Raw genomic sequence first — 18,729 nt, forward strand, 5'->3', positions numbered from 1 at the left:
GAAGCGCAGCGGAACAGAGAAATCTAGTGCTTCAATCCACATTTTCACTTTATAAACTGCTTACAATACCTTATTTTTACTTCTTAAAATTTACAATATGAAAAAAGCTGACTGGGAAACAGTTAAGGAATACGATGATATCACTTATAAAAAAAGCAATGGTGTTGCCAGGATTGCATTTAACCGCCCAGAGGTACGTAATGCTTTTCGACCAAAAACAACCACCGAATTATTAGATGCTTTTCACGATGCGCACGAAGATACTTCGATTGGAGTAGTTTTACTTTCTGCAGAGGGCCCTTCACCAAAAGACGGTGTGTATTCGTTTTGTAGTGGCGGCGATCAAAAAGCCAGAGGTCATCAGGGGTATGTAGGTGAAGACGGTTATCACCGACTTAATATTTTAGAAGTTCAGCGTTTAATTCGCTTTATGCCAAAAGCGGTTATTTGCGTGGTACCCGGTTGGGCTGTAGGCGGCGGACATAGCTTACATGTGGTTTGCGATATTACTTTGGCGAGTAAAGAACATGCAATTTTTAAACAAACCGATGCAGATGTTACCAGCTTTGATGCCGGTTACGGATCGGCTTATTTAGCGAAAATGGTAGGGCAGAAAAAAGCTCGCGAAATTTTCTTTTTAGGTAGAAATTACTCCGCACAGCAAGCTTACGACATGGGGATGGTGAATGCCGTGATTCCACATGAAGAACTGGAAGATACCGCTTACGAATGGGCTCAGGAAATTTTAGCAAAATCGCCAACATCCATTAAAATGCTGAAGTTCGCCATGAACTTAACCGATGACGGAATGGTAGGACAGCAGGTTTTTGCCGGGGAAGCTACCCGATTAGCCTATATGACCGATGAAGCGAAAGAGGGACGTAATGCATTTCTGGAAAAAAGAAAACCAAATTTTGAGAAAAAATGGATTCCATAGAGGCGCCATTCAGTAATAAGCCGATCGATATTACCACACTGCCAGCTTTTGAGCAGGTGGTATTAAATCCGGTCTGTAAAAAACTATTGACCAAGCATCTGCTGCAAACAGGTGTTTGGTTTTTAATAGTTATTGCTTTTGGTGTTTTTATGTATTTCCAGGAAGAAATTTTAGTAGGAAGCTTAATTAGCGGATTTCTGCTGCTATTTTTAATATTTCTGGTTTTCGATTTAATTAAAAAACAACCAAGGTACGGCTACGCTATAAGAGAGAAAGATCTTATTTACAAACGTGGATTTTTAGTGAGCAAGTCTACCGTAGTTTCTTTTAACAGAATTCAGCATGTTTCTATAAACCGTAGTGTTCTGGATAAATGGCTCGATTTGTCAACTTTAAAGGTCTTTACTGCTGGTGGCAGTGGTAGCGATATGAAAATTCCTGGTTTAGAACCAAAAGTAGCCGAAAAACTTAAAGAAGCATTAGCAGGAAAAATTGCTAACGAAGATGTCTAAGCCTTTTAGTATACCGCAACGGCAATCTGCTGTGGGAATTTTACTAATTTTCACTTCTACACTTTATAAATTTCTAAGGGGTTTTTGGGCAGCCTTAGCCTATTTTGTGTTTAAAAAACCAGATGGTGAAGTGTTTATTTACATCATTTTAGCAGTTGTGGTACTCTTCGTACTTATCGCAGTTTACAGTTATTTTGATTACCGAAAATTCCTCTTTCATATCGATTATAAAGCCGAAGAATTTATTCTGAGAAAAGGTGTTTTTAGTTCAGACTTTGTGTCGATTCCCTTTGATAAAATTCAGCAGGTAAATTTTAAGCGTGGAATACTGCAGCGAGTGGCCGGAGTTTACAGTTTGGTAATCGATACTGCCGGAAGTAATCAAAAAGAAGTCGAAATAAAAGCGGTTAATACAGAAGATGCTAATCAATTAGCTGACATTTTAAATAGACTGAAAGAGACTAACACTACGTCCCTCGAAACTTTAGATGAGGTAATAGATAGCGAAACAAAAACTGAAAAAAATAATGAAGAAAAATGGACGTACAGGCTAAGTCTGGCCACTTTAATAAAAACCGGTTTAAGTAGTAATTTTTTTAGGGGCTTTGGTCTTATTTTCGTGTTTATTTCCACGATTTTTAATGAACTCAATCAGTTTTTTAAAGAAGAAACATCCCAGTGGGAAACGCAGCTTACTGAAGATATGGGAGGAATTGCTACCGGCTCTATATTGTTTATATCAGGGTTTATTATTTTATTGCTGGTGCTTAGTATTCTTATCACTACAGTCGAGGTTTTTATTAAATACTTCAATCTTAATCTTACGCAAACCAAAAACAGTTTAGATCTGCAAATGGGGCTACGTACCAATACCAGGGTTTCTTTGAAACCAATTCGGGTTCAGATTTTAAAGATTATCACCAATCCTATTCAGAAACGCCTAAATTTATACAAAGCTAGTCTATGGGTAGCCAGTAGCGAGGATAACGATAAGAAAAGTGTTATTCAGATTCCAGGTTTAGAAAAAGATACCATTCAGAATATAAAATCATTTCTATATCAATCTTCTCAAAACGAATCGGGTACTACCTTTAAACCCCATTGGGTCGAGTTGTCTCGCAGATTGATAATCGGTGCTATACCAGTGATCGCTACAGGAATGCTACAATACTTTACCAATTTTATCCAATTTGTATGGTGGGTTATTGTCGCTTCGATTTATTTATTGCTGTATGCGATCATTCAATTTAGGATCTATAATTCTTTAAATTTAAAAATAGGGGAGGAGTTTATAAGTAAATCTTATGCCGCCTGGGATGAAAGTACTGAAATTATTGAAATCTATAAGCTTCAGGGAATTACGATAAAGCAACCTTTATGGTATAAAAGGCGAAATCTAGTACATATCGTTTTTCATAATGCTGCCGGTGATATTACGTTTAGAGCTGTGGATAATGCCATTTTACAAAAAGTGAATTATTGTCTATACGCGATAGAGCGAACAAATAAAGCCTGGATGTAAGTTATACTGGTTTTGTTTTATAGAGAGTGATCAATAAGTTTTAAAGCCTCTTCAATATAAAAATCGTCCTTATAATTTTTAGTGTTTTTCTTGAGGTAATGATCTATTTTTAATCCTTTTCGTTGGACTGATGTATCATCTGGATAAAAGGCTCTAAATCCGGTTGTATCGATGCTGGTACCATCTTTAAGCGGAACTGCCATACGATTCATTACGGCACCAAAGGTTTGTTCGCTAAGTGTTGTGCAATTAAGTGAATTTTGGATTGGCATAGCAAAAAATTCGCTCATACTAGTGGTGCTACTATTTACAAGTAAAATAATTTTATCCTTGTAATAATCTTTGTTTTTTTTATCGATTTTGAATGGATTTTTAATCAATTTTAAAGCCGAATCGATATTATATTCGGCATAAGAAGGGTATTTGGCTGCCATTACTTTTATAAAAGTACTATTCTCTGGATACAGCAAATTAGAAAGGTGTCAGTACTAATATTCTTTGGATAATTTCTAAGATCTAAGATAATTTCTAAGATCTAAGATAATTGCTTTCTTGTTTTGGTAATTTTCAAAAGCCTCTTTTAATGCTTTTGCCTGAATTTTCCCAAGATTTATATATCTGGTTTCGTTGTTTAAAGCATAAAATGTTTTCTCATTTTTTTGCGCTGCTGCTTTTTTTACAAAATAGGGCTTTAGTTCAGAAAATTCATATCGTTCAATCCCAGTTTCGATAATTTCTCCTGAATTTTTTACAATCTCTACATCTAAACCATCAGCAGACTTGCCACCTAACACATAAAAGCGTTGGACAATTGATTCTAGATAATTTTCATTAGAAGTACTTATTTATTGCGAAAACTCATCAATTATTTCGGCAATACTTTTAGCGTTGACCTTGAAAATCACATCACCTATTTCAAGATTACTTTCTTTAACTTTTTCGGGATCAAGGATTTCAGTAATCACTAATGAGTTATTGATAATTTTCCCCGAAATGGGAGCAAAATATTTGAAATTTCTATTACTGAAAAAAGTGCTTGCCGTTTAGTTAGCATGAGAATCGTCCAGTTTTGCAAAAAGCCGATCATTAGTCAAACTAAAATTTTTAGTTTCTGAGAATTGCGGAATCATTTACTGTAACACCTTTTTCCAAGTATCTTTAGTCAGGTAAATATTTACGTTTCAATAGCGTATAGCATTCCAAAAACCAGCCAGGAAAAGTAAACGATAGGTTTCATTTTCAGCATCAAAATTGTTTAGCCTTTCATCTTTACTAAAATCCACGGTATTTCCTAATAATTTAACCTTAGCGTAGTGATCAGCAATATTCGCATTATTCTGTATTTTTTTTTGAATTAACTCGGGCGTAAAACCAGATTTTTCTATCGATGTATAATCAGGATTTTTTTGAAGATGTTATCATTTTGAAGATTCGCATTGTTGGATTTATACTTAGCGTCGATATTATTTAATTTATTAATCCATTTTGTAAAAAACTCATTAACTCCTTCAGTACAGGTAATAGTGTTTAATTTTGCTAAGAGTTCCAGAAATTCAGCGTCCATATCTACTTCACCGTCACTAGCAGCGGGATGTAGGTATTTGGTCATTCCCCAAATATGAATAAGCTGAGCTGTTTTTTCTGTTTTAGGAGATCTCTGATGCAAAAATTGATGAAAATTGAAATAAAATAGAGAGTAGAATGAGTTTACGAAACATTATTGTTGATTGAAGAATTAACACAATACCGTTTAGATATTAAGATAATTGCTTGAAAAAAACAAAAGCCGCTATACATTAGCGGCTCTTTTAATCGTTAAAAATCGTCGATTTTTACATCAATTTTGGAAATTTATCGGGATTGCTCTCATGCATAATGGCATAAATTTTTTCAAAAACATCTTCGTGGGATGGTTTCGAAAAATAATCCCCATCACTACCGTAAGCAGGGCGATGTTCTTTAGCGGTTAATGTTTGCGGTTTGCTGTCCAGATATCTCCATGCATTTTGATTTTCTAAAACTTTCTGTAGAATGTAAGAAGAAGCTCCACCAGGAACATCTTCATCGATCACTAATAGTCGATTTGTTTTCTTTACACTCTCTACGATATCATGGGCTGTATCAAAAGGAAGTAAAGACTGAACGTCGATAATTTCAACATCGATTCCTATTTCAGCCAGTTCCTCAGCAGTTTGTTCAATGACTCTAAGCGTAGAACCATACGAAACCAGTGTAATATCTTTTCCTTCCCTTAAGGTTTCTACCTTACCAATAGGGGTTTTAAACGCTGCCAGGTTTTCCGGTAAACGCTCTTTTAATCGATATCCGTTCAAACATTCAATAACCAAGGCTGGATTATCCAGATCCAGAAGGTTATTATAAAAACCAGCCGCTTTGGTCATATTTCTGGGAACTAAAACAAACACACCGCGTATTAGGTTTAAAATACCACCAAGTTGCGAACCGCTGTGCCATATACCTTCTAAACGGTGACCGCGTGTTCTTACAATAAGCGGGTTTTTTTGTTTTCCTTTGGTACGGTAATGTAATGTAGACAAATCATCACTTATCGTTTGTAGTGCATACATTACGTAGTCTAAATACTGAATTTCAGCAATAGGGCGTAATCCTCTAAGCGATAATCCAATTCCTTGTCCCAAGATTGTTGTCTCTCTAATTCCGGTATCAGCAACACGATAAGCACCATATTTTTTCTGCAGACCTTCTAATCCCTGATTGACGTCACCAATTTCGCCGGCATCCTCCCCAAAGATCATGGTTTCCGGACGGGTTTCAAAAATCTTATCAAAGTTATCCCTAATCACGATACGTGCATCAACCATCTTAGGTTCGTCTGCATATACAGGTAAGATTTCCTGATCGATCGGTTTATTAGTACTGTAAAGATGACTGCTGTATTCATCAAATGATTGTTCGTTAAAATCATTGATCCATTGAATCAATTCAGTCTTATCTTCTCCTTTATAGTTAGTGATGTATCGAAGTGTTTTTCTGGCTACAGAAAGTACATCTTTTTTTAGAGGCTCTTTAGTACTTTTTAATTTTTTTATTAAGGGGGTTAACTGCTCGCCGGCATCTGTATTTTTAGTGATGCTGCTTAAAATTTGAAGCAGTTCTTTTTGCTTTTGTTTGTTAGGAGTTATGTACGCATTCCAGGCACGTTTTTTACCTTCTCGAACCTGGCGTTTAATATCTTTATCGAATTTATTCATTTCTTCAATAGTGCTGAAGCCATTTTCGATAATCCACTCTCTAAATTTTACATTACAGTCAAATTGTTTTTCCCATGTTAAACGCTTATCGCTTTTGTAGCGCTCGTGGGATCCGGAAGTAGAGTGTCCCTGTGGTTGTGTTAATTCTATAACATGAATTAATACCGGGCAATGTTCTTCTCTGGCAATTTTTTGTGCTCTGTTATAAGCCTCAACAAGCTCAACATAATCCCATCCTTTGACCACAATAATTTCGTAACCGTTATTCTGACCTTCGTCACGTTGAAAACCTTTTAAAACTTCAGAAATACTTTCCTTAGTGGTTTGATGCTTTGCGTGAACTGATATCCCGTATTCATCATCCCAAACGCTTAAAATCATTGGTACCTGCAATACACCAGCGGCATTAATAGTTTCCCAAAAATGTCCTTCACTAGTACTGGCATTTCCTATAGTTCCCCACGCAATTTCGTTTCCGTTGTCCGAAAACTTTTCAGCATCAAGTCCGTCAACATGCCTGTAGATTTTAGAAGCCTGGGCCAATCCCAACAATCTTGGCATTTGGCCTGCGGTAGGAGAAATATCGGCGCTGGAATTTTTTTGCTCCATCAGATTTTTCCAGCTTCCGTCTTCATTAATGTTATGCGAAATAAAGTGACCTCCCATTTGGCGACCGGCAGACATCGGTTCGTTTTCTATATCGGTATCGGCATACAGACCGGCAAAGAAGTTTTCAATACTTAAATTACCAATAGCCATCATAAAGGTTTGATCGCGATAATAACCGGATCTAAAGTCCCCATTTTTAAAGCTTTTTGCCATAGCAAGCTGTGGCAACTCTTTTCCGTCTCCAAAAATCCCGAATTTAGCTTTTCCGGTAAGAACTTCTCGTCTTCCCAGTAAACTACATTCGCGGCTCGTTACGGCAACTTTGTAATCTTCTAAAACCTGAGTTTTAAAATCTTCGTAAGAAATCGATTCTTTAGTTTCGGTTTCGCTTTGCATGAACTTCTTTTTTGGATCACACAAATATAGCTAAAATTAGAATTATACACAATTCATAAAAATCGACTTATTTTAAATATAACATATTTTAACATCGATTAAATTGAATTTATTCAAAAAATATTGGATAATTTTCATTTTTATTGAATTCTATGAAATTCAATTAGTGGAAGGATTGCCAAATTTCTTAAAGCATTAATACCATCGGCGGGTAAAAAGTCGAATTAAGGTGTTGATATCCAAGGATACTATAAATCGTATTTTCTGATCGTAATTGGGTTGTGCGATTTCCCAACCTAAATTTGAATAGACCGGGAAAAAAACCTCAAAATAATCTTCAACCAGGGCGACCCTAATTCCTGAATCGTATAAAAACTTACTATTTTCTCCACTGTTTTTAACAATTCCGGCGTCGCCATAAGCAAAAATCCATTTCCAGATATTGGTGCTGGCATTTACTGTAGTAATCCATTGGTTAGCATATTCAGGCATTACCTGGGATTTAAATCCGCCTTCAGCCATGATAATTTGTTGACTGAATAAACCGTCGCCTTCGCTTCTTCCGTAGTAATTATAATCGAAAAGATAATCTGTTGGGCGGTCTAAAGCAAAGCTGAAATAATTAGAGTTTTTGGGTAAATCGCTATAAATAAAAGTCCCGCCATAAAAACGAAGATTGATTTGACGGTTATTTTTAAATAGTTTACGATATTGGAGCGTAAGTGAAACCTTACTGAAGTTTTCTGCTAATTGATAATCGATAACTGCTGAAGTATGATCTACCAGGTAAGAGTTGCTAAAGCCATAACGAACATTAAAAACATTGTAATTTGGTGCGGTTTGGTTTTGATCAAAAGGATTTTTATCCCTGTTCACATTAATATTTCGAATAGATAAGCTTTGTCGCTCGTTGTTTCTTAAATTCTGTGGCCTAAAAACGAAATTTAGATAAGGCGTGTATCGGTGGTAAAAAAGATCATAAGCGTACGAAAAGCGGTTTCCACCAATTCCTAAGCGAATGGTTCGCAGATCCCGGTTATGATACCGCCAGGTGTAATCGATGTTAGCGCTTCCTACTACAGTGTTACTATTAAAACCATATTTTGGAGAAATTTTAAAACTAAAATCTTTGGCTAGAAAAGTGGTATTGTACATTTTGGGACCTATGGCGATGCCGTCATACAGATTATAATCAAATTCTGGAGTAAAAAATATCTGGGCATATTTGGGATCTTCGATATCTTCCAATAACCTAAACTGTATCGGTTTATTAAAAAGTTTACTAACCCCTCTAAAATTATTACGCTGATTGTATTCAGGGATGATTTGCTCGTAGTTTAAAGCAATTCTTTCGGCATCATTTCTGGGGATAGTAATTTGTTTTTCTTTATCGATACTATCGACCCATATTTTGTAAACTATTTTATCGTCTTTAATACCGTAAAGGGAAACAGGCATGTTGTTATTTCTCTTATTTTTAATGGTAACTTGAAGTGAATCTTTACGCTTTTTAAGTTTCGTGATTTTAAAATCAATTTTCTTACTGGTATTCACATAATCATTAAAAAACCAGTCAATATTTTTATTAGCGTTTTTTTGCAAAACCGCGGCAAATTCTTTTTCAGTACCAAGCTTTAATTTATTTTCTGAATAAAACTCTGAAATGGATTTTTTAACCGCTTCACTACCTAGATAATCTTCAAGATATTTGATTCCTAAACCTGCTTTATAAGGATTGGCGATATTTACATTAAATTTTAAAAGGGAATCTTTATTGCTGCCCAATGGCTGATCGATATTTAGCCTGGCCATGTTCATATACAGGAACTGGTACTGATCGTTAAATTCTAAATCGGCAGCATGAAACCATCGTAATCCAATAATTTTACTAAGGCTGCCAACAAGTTTCATTTTTGGATAATAACGATCTACATAATCGATCATCAAAGAAATAGCGATAGCATCATGAACCCACTGCTCTTGTCTGGGATCCAGTAGTAAACTATTGTTTAAAAAATTATTGATAATTGTTTTTAATTGCTGAATATCGTAATGAAACCCATCTGGGAACGGCCGTATAAAATCGGGTAACTGGTTAAGACCATAAACCGGATTTTTTAAATATTCTTCTTTTGTAATCAATAATTTTTGATGCGGATATTCTCCTAGTCGTTCCTGAAGAAAATCAAGAATACGAGTAAGGATTAAATCTTTAATCTCGGGTTGTAAACCATCATCATTAAGATTTGTAACAAGCTGATGCATGCCAACTTCTAAAGTTTCAGGCTGATAAGTTTGTGTAAGCAATAATTCAGATTCTACACGGTTTTCTCCGGTTAATCGAATATGCCTACGATTTCCAGCTGCATAATTGTGAAAAATATCCAAGGCCGTAGAAGGATAAAATTCTGCTGGTACATCAAGCTGAATATCTAAATTTGCGGGAGGTGTGTATTGTTCTCCTATATCTTTATGACTGTATAATTTCCACGCGCCATCAAATACCGCAGGGGTGAGGTACCAGAATTTTAGCTTATAATTTCCTTCACCGCTAACCCCAAATCGGGTAAATTTATCACTGGGAACTTTTACACTATAATCAAATGTTAGGTGAACTTTTTCGCCAGGTGCCAGGGTTTTACTTAGCTGGACCCTAACAATATCAGGATGATTTTGCGGTCGTATCCAGGCGAGCTGATTTTTACCCTGCTTTATTTGGTTGATACTGGTGAATCCTTTCTCTTCAGGTTTAGAGAAATGGAATTTACGAATGTATTCCTCCCCAAAACGCTGGGCCAGGGGAGTGTTCTTATTTTTAAAGGCATTAGCCCAATCGTTTAAATAAAGTTCCTTTAGAGGCTCATTGCTCTTATTTACATAGGTAAGCTGTTGTTTTATATAAATTATTCTTTCTTCTTTATTTAGCTTCGCATTTATTAAAATTTGATGCTGAGCTATGACAGCATAGATGTTTAAAAAGCAACAAAAGAAAAATACAAAAAAGGTTTTCAAAAGGGACTTTTTAGGTTTTACTCGATAATCGAGATTAAATGCTCTGAGGTTTGCCTCGAAATAAAAAATAATCGTATGATAAATACCTCATAGGCTTGCCCCAAGGTATTTTACGCTCTACCATATTTACGGAAACTATTGTTTGTTGGTTTAGAAATTAGGACTAAGATTATATTCCTCGTAAAATTTATCCAGAATCTCGATAACTTCTTCAGGGGTATCGACCACCTGCACAAGATCCATATCTGGGGTACTAATATTTTTAAAAGTATCTAATAACGTGGTTTTTATCCAGTCTACCAAACCACTCCAAAACTCGCTTCCTACCAGTATAATTGGAAATTTATCGATTTTATGGGTCTGTATAAGTGTGATAGCCTCAAACAATTCGTCTAAAGTTCCAAATCCCCCGGGCATTACTACAAATCCCTGTGAATATTTTACAAACATCACTTTACGAACAAAAAAGTAGTCGAAGTCTAAACTTTTATCATTATCGATATATGGGTTGTCATGCTGCTCAAAAGGTAGTTCAATATTAAGGCCTACAGATGTTCCTCCGGCTAAATGGGCACCTTTATTACCAGCTTCCATAATTCCCGGACCACCACCGGTGATGATTCCATAACCGTGATCTACTATTTTTTTGGCAACCTCCTCGGTGAGTTTGTAGTATTTCATATCGGGTTTGGTACGGGCAGAACCAAATATGGACACACAAGGTCCAATCTGACTCAGTTTTTCGTAACCACTTACAAATTCGCCCATGATCTTAAAGATCGCCCAGCTATCGTTTGTTTTTATCTCGTTCCAGGTTTTTCCTCCTTGTTTCGGTATCATTCTTTAAATCTTTATTTCAATTCTTTTTTAAGGAATCTTGCCGTATGGCTTTTTTTATTCTTGGCTACTTCTTCAGGTGTGCCGGTGATGATGACTTCGCCGCCGCCTTTACCTCCTTCAGGGCCAATATCGATAATATGATCTGCCATTTTAATGACATCCAGATTATGTTCGATAATTAAAACCGTATTCCCTTTATTGGTTAATTTATTAAGGACTTCCATTAAAACTCGTATGTCTTCAAAATGAAGTCCGGTTGTGGGTTCGTCTAAAATATAAAATGTATTACCAGTATCACGTTTAGATAACTCGGTTGCTAATTTAATTCGCTGTGCTTCGCCACCAGATAAGGTAGTACTTTGCTGTCCCAGGGTAATATAGCCTAAACCAACATTTTTAATCGTATACAGTTTTCTATAGATTTTCGGGATAGGTTCAAAGAAATCTGTAGCTTCATCAATGGTCATTTCTAATACATCGGCAATCGATTTTCCTTTATACCGGATTTCTAAAGTTTCGCGGTTAAATCTTTTCCCGTGGCAGGTTTCACATTCTACATAGACATCGGGCAGGAAATTCATTTCGATTACCCGCAGTCCACCACCTTTACAGGTTTCACAACGTCCGCCTTTTACATTAAAACTAAATCTTCCCGGTTTATATCCTCTAATTAAGGCTTCAGGAGTTTTGGCAAAAAGGCTTCTAATTTCAGAAAAAACACCGGTATAAGTCGCAGGGTTACTTCTTGGTGTTCGCCCAATAGGAGACTGGTTGATGTCGATTACTTTATCGATATGCTCCAAACCTTTAATTTTTTTGTAAGGCTTAGGCTCTTTAACGCCATTAAAATAATGTGCATTCATAATCGGGTAAAGCGTTTCGTTGATCAAGGTGGATTTTCCACTTCCTGAAACACCGGTTACCGCAATCATTTTCCCCAAAGGGAATTCAACCGAAACATTCTTAAGGTTATTCCCCGTAGCTCCTGTTAATTTTATCTTTTTCCCGTTACCTTTTCTTCTTTCTTTCGGAACGGCAATTTCTCGCTTCCCGCTTAAATAATCGGCGGTAAGCGTCCTGTTTTTTTGCATTTCTGAAGGTGGACCCTGGCTAATAATTTCACCACCATGTTTTCCGGCTTTTGGACCAATATCGATCACATGATCGGCACGCTCGATCATATCCTTGTCGTGCTCAACAACAATAACTGAATTTCCGATATCCCGCAAAGACTCCAGTGAATTAATCAGTTTTTCGTTATCACGTTGGTGAAGACCAATACTTGGTTCATCTAAGATATAAAGTACACCAACCAGTTGAGAACCTATTTGCGTGGCTAATCTTATACGTTGTGCTTCACCACCCGATAAACTTTTTGAGCTGCGGTTAAGGTTTAAATAGGTAAGTCCAACATCTTCCAGGAATTGGAGTCGGGTCCTAATTTCCTTTACCACTTCAGTACCGATTTTCTTTTGTTTTTCTGAGAGTCGGTCTTCCAGATCTTCAAAAAGCGCCACTAAATCACTAATATCAAGATTCGCTAATTCGGCAATATTTTTATTATCGATTTTAAAATATAGTGATTCTTTTTTTAATCGGGTACCGCTACAGGTAGGACATTCGATCTTATCCATGTATTCTTTAGCCCAGCGGCGTAAAGAAGAAGAATCGTTATTCTTATAGGTTTCTTCAATAAATGTAGCAACACCTTCAAAATCGATTTTATATTCCCGGGTGATCCCTATGGTTTTCGATTCTTTGCTGAATTTCTCTTTCCCACCATTCATGATCATATTCATGGCTTCCTGTGGAATTTTTTCGATAGGATCGGTGAGGCTAAAATCAAAACGTTCTGCAATAAGCTGAAGTTGGGAGAAAACCCAGTTCTTTTTTTGCGGGCCATGCGGAGCTAAGCCTCCATTTTTGATCGATTTTGTTTTATCAGGAATAATCCGGTCTTCATTCACCTTATAAAGCGTTCCAATCCCACTACAGCTGGGGCAGGCTCCTTTTGGTGAATTAAATGAAAAGGTATTTGGTTCTGGATTTGGATAAGAAATTCCGGTAGTAGGACACATTAAATTTCTACTAAAAAACCGTACCTCGCCAGTTTCCTGTTCCATGATCATTAGCACATCATCACCATGATACATGGCTGTTTTTATGCTTTCGTCCAGACGTTTTTGCGCATCGGTATTATCGTCGATTTTTAGTCGATCGATTACAATTTCAATATCATGCGTTTTGTATCGATCCAGCTTCATCCCTTTTACAATATCCCGAATTTCACCGTTGGTTCTTACTTTTACAAAACCCTGTTTGGCGATATTTTCGAATAGTTCGCGGTAATGTCCTTTTCTGGAACGAATCACGGGAGCCAAAACACTTACACGTTTGTCCTTATAATGTTCGATAATCAAATCCTTAATCTGAGTATCGGTATAACTTACCATTTTCTCACCGGTATTGTAACTATAGGCTTCACCGGCTCGGGCAAAAAGTAGCCTTAAAAAATCGTAAATTTCAGTAATGGTTCCCACGGTACTACGCGGATTCTTACTGGTGGTTTTTTGCTCGATCGCAATTACCGGGGAAAGCCCTTCAATTTTATCAACATCGGGGCGCTCTAAACCCCCAAGAAATTGGCGTGCGTAGGCAGAAAATGTTTCAATATATCGGCGTTGGCCTTCAGCATAAATCGTATCAAAAGCTAGAGAAGATTTTCCGGAACCCGAAAGTCCTGTAATCACGACTAATTTCTCGCGAGGAATTTCTACGTCAATATTCTTTAAATTATGAACTCTGGCTCCTAAAACCTCTATTTTTTCTTCAGTTTTCGTCATATTTTTCATCAAGATCGCAAAGATACTCAATGCATTGCTAACTAAAAAGTAAGCAAAGTTTTACCATTGTTAATTTCAATTTAAATTTGGTTGAATTTTTAGAATTTTGATAAGCAATTATTGTTCCAGTAGTTCTTTTTTCCGTTGTTCTGAAAAAGCTTCAAGTTCTGCAAAAAAGCGGTAGAATTCATCTTTAAATTCCTTATAATACTCGCGAAGTTCGTTTACAGATTCGTCCATTTTCGATTTAAACTTGGTGCGCTGATTCATCTGGGATAAAATAAGCCCAATTCCGTCTATTGTTGAATAGGTTACCAGCCAATTGTGTTTAATCATGTAAGGCATAAAGTTTTTTACGCGTGTAGGCAAAACTTCTGGATTGCTTTGGATGAGATCGTAAAAATCCTGACTGTATTTTTCCAATTTCGTTTCGTGAAAATCCTGCCAGTTCGCGGCTAGAAAATGATCGTATAAAATATCGACAATTACTGTGCTGTAATGTGAATATTTATCGAAAAGCCGGTGTACACTTTGATGTACAATAGGGTGGGAGTCGGTAAACTCATCGATATTGCGGTGTAAAGTGATTCCCTGTTGGATAGAAACCGGATAATCCAAATACTTTTTTCCTTTTACAGAATCGGCAATAAAATTACCGATTTTCAGCATGTCATTTTCGCCAGAAAGATAAATGTGGGCAAGATAATTCATTGCCACAAGATAAGGAATCTACTTCATTAAGTTTTGTTAAGATTTTGAGCTGGCGATGCTTCCTGCTATATTTGTAAAGAAGCTAATGAGCTTTTAGAAACAAACAAATTTAGAACATGAGCTTAATAAAATCTATTTCAGGAATACGTGGAACTATTGGTGGTAAAATTGGTGATAACCTCACCCCAATCGATACTGTAAAATTTGCCGCAGCTTACGGTACCTGGTTAAAAAGAACTTACAATAAAGAGAATTTAAAGGTAGTAATTGGTCGTGATGCCAGAATCTCTGGTAGCATGATCCAGCAACTGACTGTAAACACATTGATTGGCTTAGGGATTGATGTCGTGGATATCGATCTATCGACAACACCTACGGTAGAAATTGCCGTGCCATTAGAAGAAGCTGATGGCGGAATTATCCTTACCGCTAGTCATAATCCCAAGCAATGGAATGCCTTAAAATTACTGAATAATAAAGGTGAATTTCTAAGTGGGGAAGACGGTGCTAAAATCCTGGAAATTGCAGAAAGTGATGATTTTAATTTTGTAGAGGTAGATGATCTGGGACAAATCACTAAAATCGAGGATTATATCGACCGTCATATTGAGGAGGTTTTAAAGCTGCAATTAGTTGATCCTGAAAAAATCAAATCTGCTAAATTTAAAGTAGTGGTAGATGCGGTGAATTCTACCGGAGGAATAGCTATTCCTAAGCTACTGAAGAAATTAGGCGCTGAGGTTATAGAATTATACTGTGAGCCTAATGGTCATTTTCCTCATAATCCAGAACCGCTAAAAGAGCATCTTACCGATATTTGCGAGTTGGTAAAAAAGGAGGATGCAGATTTTGGAGTAGTGGTAGATCCCGATGTAGATCGTTTAGCATTTATTGATGAAAATGGAGAAATGTTTGGTGAAGAATATACACTTGTGGCTTGTGCCGATTTTGTATTGAGAAAAACACCGGGGGACACGGTCAGTAACTTATCGTCTTCCCGAGCTTTACGTGATGTTACCCAAAAGCATGGCGGAAATTATAAAGCCAGTGCCGTAGGAGAAGTAAATGTGGTAACACTAATGAAAGAAAGTAATGCCGTGATTGGAGGAGAAGGCAATGGCGGGATTATTTATCCTGAATCGCATTATGGTCGAGATAGTTTGGTAGGCGTGGCCTTGTTTTTAACTTATTTAGCCGAAAGAAAAGTAAAAGTTTCTGAACTGCGAGCTGAGTATCCGGCATATTATATGAGCAAAAATAAAATTGAGTTAACTCCGCAAATTGATGTTGATTCCATTTTAAAAGCTATGAAAGAAAAATATGCCAAAGAAGAAATTAGTACGGTTGATGGTGTTAAAATCGATTTTCCGGAAAATTGGGTGCATCTTCGAAAATCGAATACAGAGCCTATTATTAGAATTTATACCGAAGCAAAATCCCAACAAAAAGCTGATGAATTAGCACAACAAATGATTGGAGAGATTAAGGAGATTGTGGGATAGGTTTTGGTTACGGTTTATAGTTTGAATTAGCTGTCAGTTCGATTTTAATGTAGGATAGTGGAATTGAAATTGTACCGAGAATCAGATTGAAGTTAGCGTTTTAAAACCACTTCTCGATACAAATCTTTTCGTTTCAATCTAAGATTTGTTACGGGAATTGAGCATTTTAGAAAAAAGTGTATTGAATCTTGAGTGGTGCATGGTTGAGGTATGTTATAGATGTATTGCTTCAAAAGAATCTAAGAGACTAGAGAATTAGAAATAATAGTTGAAAATAAAAAATATGATTGGTTTTTTAATTCTGGTTTTTCTATTTCTCTTTTTAGTTTGGTTTTTATTATCAAAATTTATTTTTTATCCACTTTTTTTCAAACCAAAATATTTTATTGATGATGCGAAGGCTTTTTTGGAAGAAAAAGATTGCTCGTTTTTAGCCATAACTACAGTTAGTAAATCAACAGCTTTAGCGTATTTTTCTAACCTTAAGAAAGGCTTTTCAATAGATGATTTAATAAAAATACGATCTCATTTTAAGTTGATAGGGCTTGCTGCCGATGAATCCAGTCTTGAAGTTTTTTATGTTCAAATCACTAAATATTTGGGTTTACCGTTTTCTAAAAATCAGATGAAATTTAATCGAAAGAAGTCATCTGAAATTTCAGCAGAAGAAAAAGAACAGTATTTGCAAAAGCGGGTATATTTTACAAATCAATGTCCTGCTTGTAAGGCTTCTATATCAAATAAAGATGAGATTTGCGCTAACTGCGGATTATTTTTAAACGCGAAATAGATTTTAAAATAATATAAAACCTCACAGGTTTCCAAAACCTGTGAGGTTTGTTTTTTAAATAAATTTCTCAACTTGTAGATCGTCTGTTTTTGAGGCAGCGGTGAAATGACATTTTTTGATCATTGTTTACTGTTAATTGCTAATTGTTCTCTGCCTACTGCTACTGTTCACTGCAAACTTCACATTTAACGAACTACCGCATTCTCTGGGATAGGAGCATTACGGTGTTTAAATCGCTTATGTGTCCACAGATAATATTCAGGATGTGCTTTAATTTGTGCTTCCAGCCGATCTCGAAATGAAGTGGTAATAAAGAAATCAGGTTCAGATTGTGGATTATTAGTGATCTTTTTTAGTCGAGCTTCATAAAAACCACGCTTTACTTTTTCGACTTCTAGATAATACACCGGCATGTCGAAATCTTTCGCTAATTTTTCGGATCCTGTAAAAAAAGGAACTTTAACTCCCATAAAATCTGTCCAGAACTTATAGTTTGCTCGTTTCGGGGTTTGGTCGGCAATCATTCCGTAGATTCCGTTTAAACCATTTTTCTGGTGCCGGGCAATGGTGCTGACCACATGGTGGGATTCGATCATTTCAGTTTTAAATTTTCCCCGGATATCTTTTACCAGTTTATCAAAATATTTATTTCGAATACGTTTATAAATACCGTGACCTTTTAGCTTTAGTCCATATAGCTCCATAGAGATCATCCACTCGTAGCTAGCATAATGTCCGCACATTACTAAAACACCTTTCCCCAGATTGTTTACGGTTTCAATATCTTTAGGATTGATAAATACAAAATGTTTTTTTAATTCACCTTCTGAAATAGTCAATGTTTTTATCATCTCTAAAAACATGTCACACATGTGATGATAAAACTTCTTTTTTATGCTTATCAATTCACTTTCAGATTTTTCCGGAAAAGCTAGTTTCAGATTTTTTTCAACCGTTTTTTTGCGATACCCAATGATATAATAGACCAAAATATAGATGAGGTCTGAGAAAAAATAAAAGAGCCAAAAGGGTAAAATAGAAATTAACCAAAGTAGAGGATAAACCAGCCAGAAAACAAATCCCTGCATAAAAAAACTTTCCGCAAATATATGGTATATTTGAATTTAAACAGCAATAGCTATGGGCAATTTGGAATTGGTGACGATCATCATTATCGCGGCAAACGTAATTATTTCTTTTAAGGGGTTTAATGATCCGGAGTTTTTTCACAAGTATAAGTTTAATATCGCCGATATTAAAAGTGGTAAAAAATACCAGATCTTAACTTCGGGATTCCTGCATGTTAATCATGCCCATTTATTTGTAAACATGCTTACCCTTTACTTTTTTGCGGATGCGGTGCTTCATTATCTGGGGACTACAGGTTTTATAGTTGTTTATCTGGTAAGTTTGGTTTTAGGAAATTTACTTTCGCTATATTTTCATAAGGATGAGTGGAATTATACTGCTGTGGGAGCCAGTGGAGCTGTAATGGGGATTTTATATTCGGCCATTTTACTAAATCCAGATATGATGCTTGGATTGTTTTTTATTATCCCAATTCCGGCTTATTTGTTTGGTATTGGTTATTTGTTATACACAATTTATGGCATGAAAAGTAGAAGGGATAGTATTGGTCATGATGCCCACTTTGGCGGTGCGGTTGGAGGCTATTTATCAACAATAATTTTAGCACCTTATGTGCTAGAAGCTCATCTTTTGATGGTTATCCTTTTAGCGGTGCCTATTGTTATTTTATTTTTACTTCATCGTAGCGGAAAAATTTAGTTTGGTATTGTATTTGGATATACCTTCTAAATTA

General features: G+C 36.1%; 15 protein-coding genes. 6 read left to right on the forward strand and 9 right to left on the reverse strand.

Annotated features, from left to right (window positions below; all coding sequences use genetic code 11):
• Positions 1 to 97 precede the first annotated feature (97 nt).
• Genes ZPR_RS08165 through ZPR_RS08175 form a run of 3 tightly spaced genes read left to right on the forward strand, consistent with a single transcriptional unit; the run spans position 98 to position 2,971 of the window.
• Positions 98 to 937, forward strand: coding sequence for a 1,4-dihydroxy-2-naphthoyl-CoA synthase (locus ZPR_RS08165; RefSeq protein ID WP_013071199.1), 840 nt, complete (start codon positions 98 to 100; stop codon positions 935 to 937).
• Positions 925 to 1,449: a PH domain-containing protein gene (locus tag ZPR_RS08170; protein ID WP_013071200.1), complete on the forward strand. Its 525-nt coding sequence runs from the start codon at positions 925 to 927 to the stop codon at positions 1,447 to 1,449. Before ZPR_RS08165 ends, ZPR_RS08170 begins: the two co-directional genes overlap by 13 nt.
• A complete protein-coding gene (locus ZPR_RS08175; protein ID WP_013071201.1) occupies positions 1,442 to 2,971 on the forward strand; it encodes a PH domain-containing protein in 1,530 nt (509 codons plus the stop codon). The genes ZPR_RS08170 and ZPR_RS08175 overlap by 8 nt, the downstream gene beginning before the upstream one ends.
• Before the next feature lie 17 nt (positions 2,972 to 2,988).
• On the opposite strand, the gene ZPR_RS08180 is transcribed toward ZPR_RS08175, so the two are convergent.
• The 8 genes from ZPR_RS08180 to ZPR_RS08215 form a co-directional block, all read right to left on the reverse strand.
• Positions 2,989 to 3,405 (reverse strand): S41 family peptidase, encoded by a 417-nt coding sequence (locus tag ZPR_RS08180; protein ID WP_041578792.1) that lies wholly within the window; start codon positions 3,403 to 3,405, stop codon positions 2,989 to 2,991.
• 75 nt (positions 3,406 to 3,480) lie between these two features.
• On the reverse strand, positions 3,481 to 3,765 hold the full coding sequence (locus tag ZPR_RS08185) for a S41 family peptidase (protein ID WP_013071203.1): 285 nt from the start codon (positions 3,763 to 3,765) through the stop codon (positions 3,481 to 3,483).
• A gap of 587 nt (positions 3,766 to 4,352) precedes the next feature.
• Positions 4,353 to 4,637 carry a hypothetical protein gene (locus tag ZPR_RS08190; RefSeq protein ID WP_013071206.1) on the reverse strand — a complete coding sequence of 95 codons (285 nt, stop codon included), beginning with the start codon at positions 4,635 to 4,637 and terminating at the stop codon, positions 4,353 to 4,355.
• Between the two features lie 166 nt (positions 4,638 to 4,803).
• Positions 4,804 to 7,209 carry an alpha-ketoacid dehydrogenase subunit alpha/beta gene (locus ZPR_RS08195; RefSeq protein WP_013071207.1) on the reverse strand — a complete coding sequence of 802 codons (2,406 nt, stop codon included), beginning with the start codon at positions 7,207 to 7,209 and terminating at the stop codon, positions 4,804 to 4,806.
• A gap of 195 nt (positions 7,210 to 7,404) precedes the next feature.
• Positions 7,405 to 10,221, reverse strand: a complete 2,817-nt coding sequence (locus ZPR_RS08200; RefSeq protein ID WP_013071208.1) for a gluzincin family metallopeptidase — start codon at positions 10,219 to 10,221, stop codon at positions 7,405 to 7,407.
• Between the two features lie 150 nt (positions 10,222 to 10,371).
• Entirely contained in the window at positions 10,372 to 11,061 is a 690-nt protein-coding gene (locus ZPR_RS08205; RefSeq protein WP_013071209.1) for an LOG family protein, read from the reverse strand.
• An 11-nt stretch (positions 11,062 to 11,072) separates the two neighbouring features.
• A complete protein-coding gene (gene uvrA, locus ZPR_RS08210) occupies positions 11,073 to 13,904 on the reverse strand; it encodes an excinuclease ABC subunit UvrA (protein ID WP_041579850.1) in 2,832 nt (943 codons plus the stop codon).
• Between the two features lie 117 nt (positions 13,905 to 14,021).
• The gene (locus ZPR_RS08215; RefSeq protein ID WP_013071211.1) at positions 14,022 to 14,615 is read right to left on the reverse strand and encodes an acyl carrier protein phosphodiesterase; all 594 of its coding nucleotides are present in this window, start codon (positions 14,613 to 14,615) and stop codon (positions 14,022 to 14,024) included.
• 116 nt (positions 14,616 to 14,731) lie between these two features.
• Between ZPR_RS08215 and glmM the strand changes: the two genes are divergently transcribed.
• Positions 14,732 to 16,117 (forward strand): phosphoglucosamine mutase, encoded by a 1,386-nt coding sequence (glmM, locus tag ZPR_RS08220; protein WP_013071212.1) that lies wholly within the window; start codon positions 14,732 to 14,734, stop codon positions 16,115 to 16,117.
• 283 nt (positions 16,118 to 16,400) lie between these two features.
• The gene (locus ZPR_RS08225; RefSeq protein ID WP_041578793.1) at positions 16,401 to 16,907 is read left to right on the forward strand and encodes a zinc ribbon domain-containing protein; all 507 of its coding nucleotides are present in this window, start codon (positions 16,401 to 16,403) and stop codon (positions 16,905 to 16,907) included.
• 185 nt (positions 16,908 to 17,092) lie between these two features.
• Here ZPR_RS08225 and ZPR_RS08230 read toward each other — a convergent pair whose 3' ends face one another.
• The gene (locus ZPR_RS08230; protein WP_013071214.1) at positions 17,093 to 17,995 is read right to left on the reverse strand and encodes a lysophospholipid acyltransferase family protein; all 903 of its coding nucleotides are present in this window, start codon (positions 17,993 to 17,995) and stop codon (positions 17,093 to 17,095) included.
• Between the two features lie 52 nt (positions 17,996 to 18,047).
• Here ZPR_RS08230 and ZPR_RS08235 point away from each other — a divergent pair, with 52 nt between their 5' ends.
• Positions 18,048 to 18,695 (forward strand): rhomboid family intramembrane serine protease, encoded by a 648-nt coding sequence (locus tag ZPR_RS08235; protein ID WP_013071215.1) that lies wholly within the window; start codon positions 18,048 to 18,050, stop codon positions 18,693 to 18,695.
• The last annotated feature ends 34 nt before the right edge of the window (positions 18,696 to 18,729 follow it).

Origin of the sequence: Zunongwangia profunda SM-A87, assembly GCF_000023465.1 — a bacterium.
Classification (GTDB): Bacteria; Bacteroidota; Bacteroidia; order Flavobacteriales; family Flavobacteriaceae; genus Zunongwangia; species Zunongwangia profunda.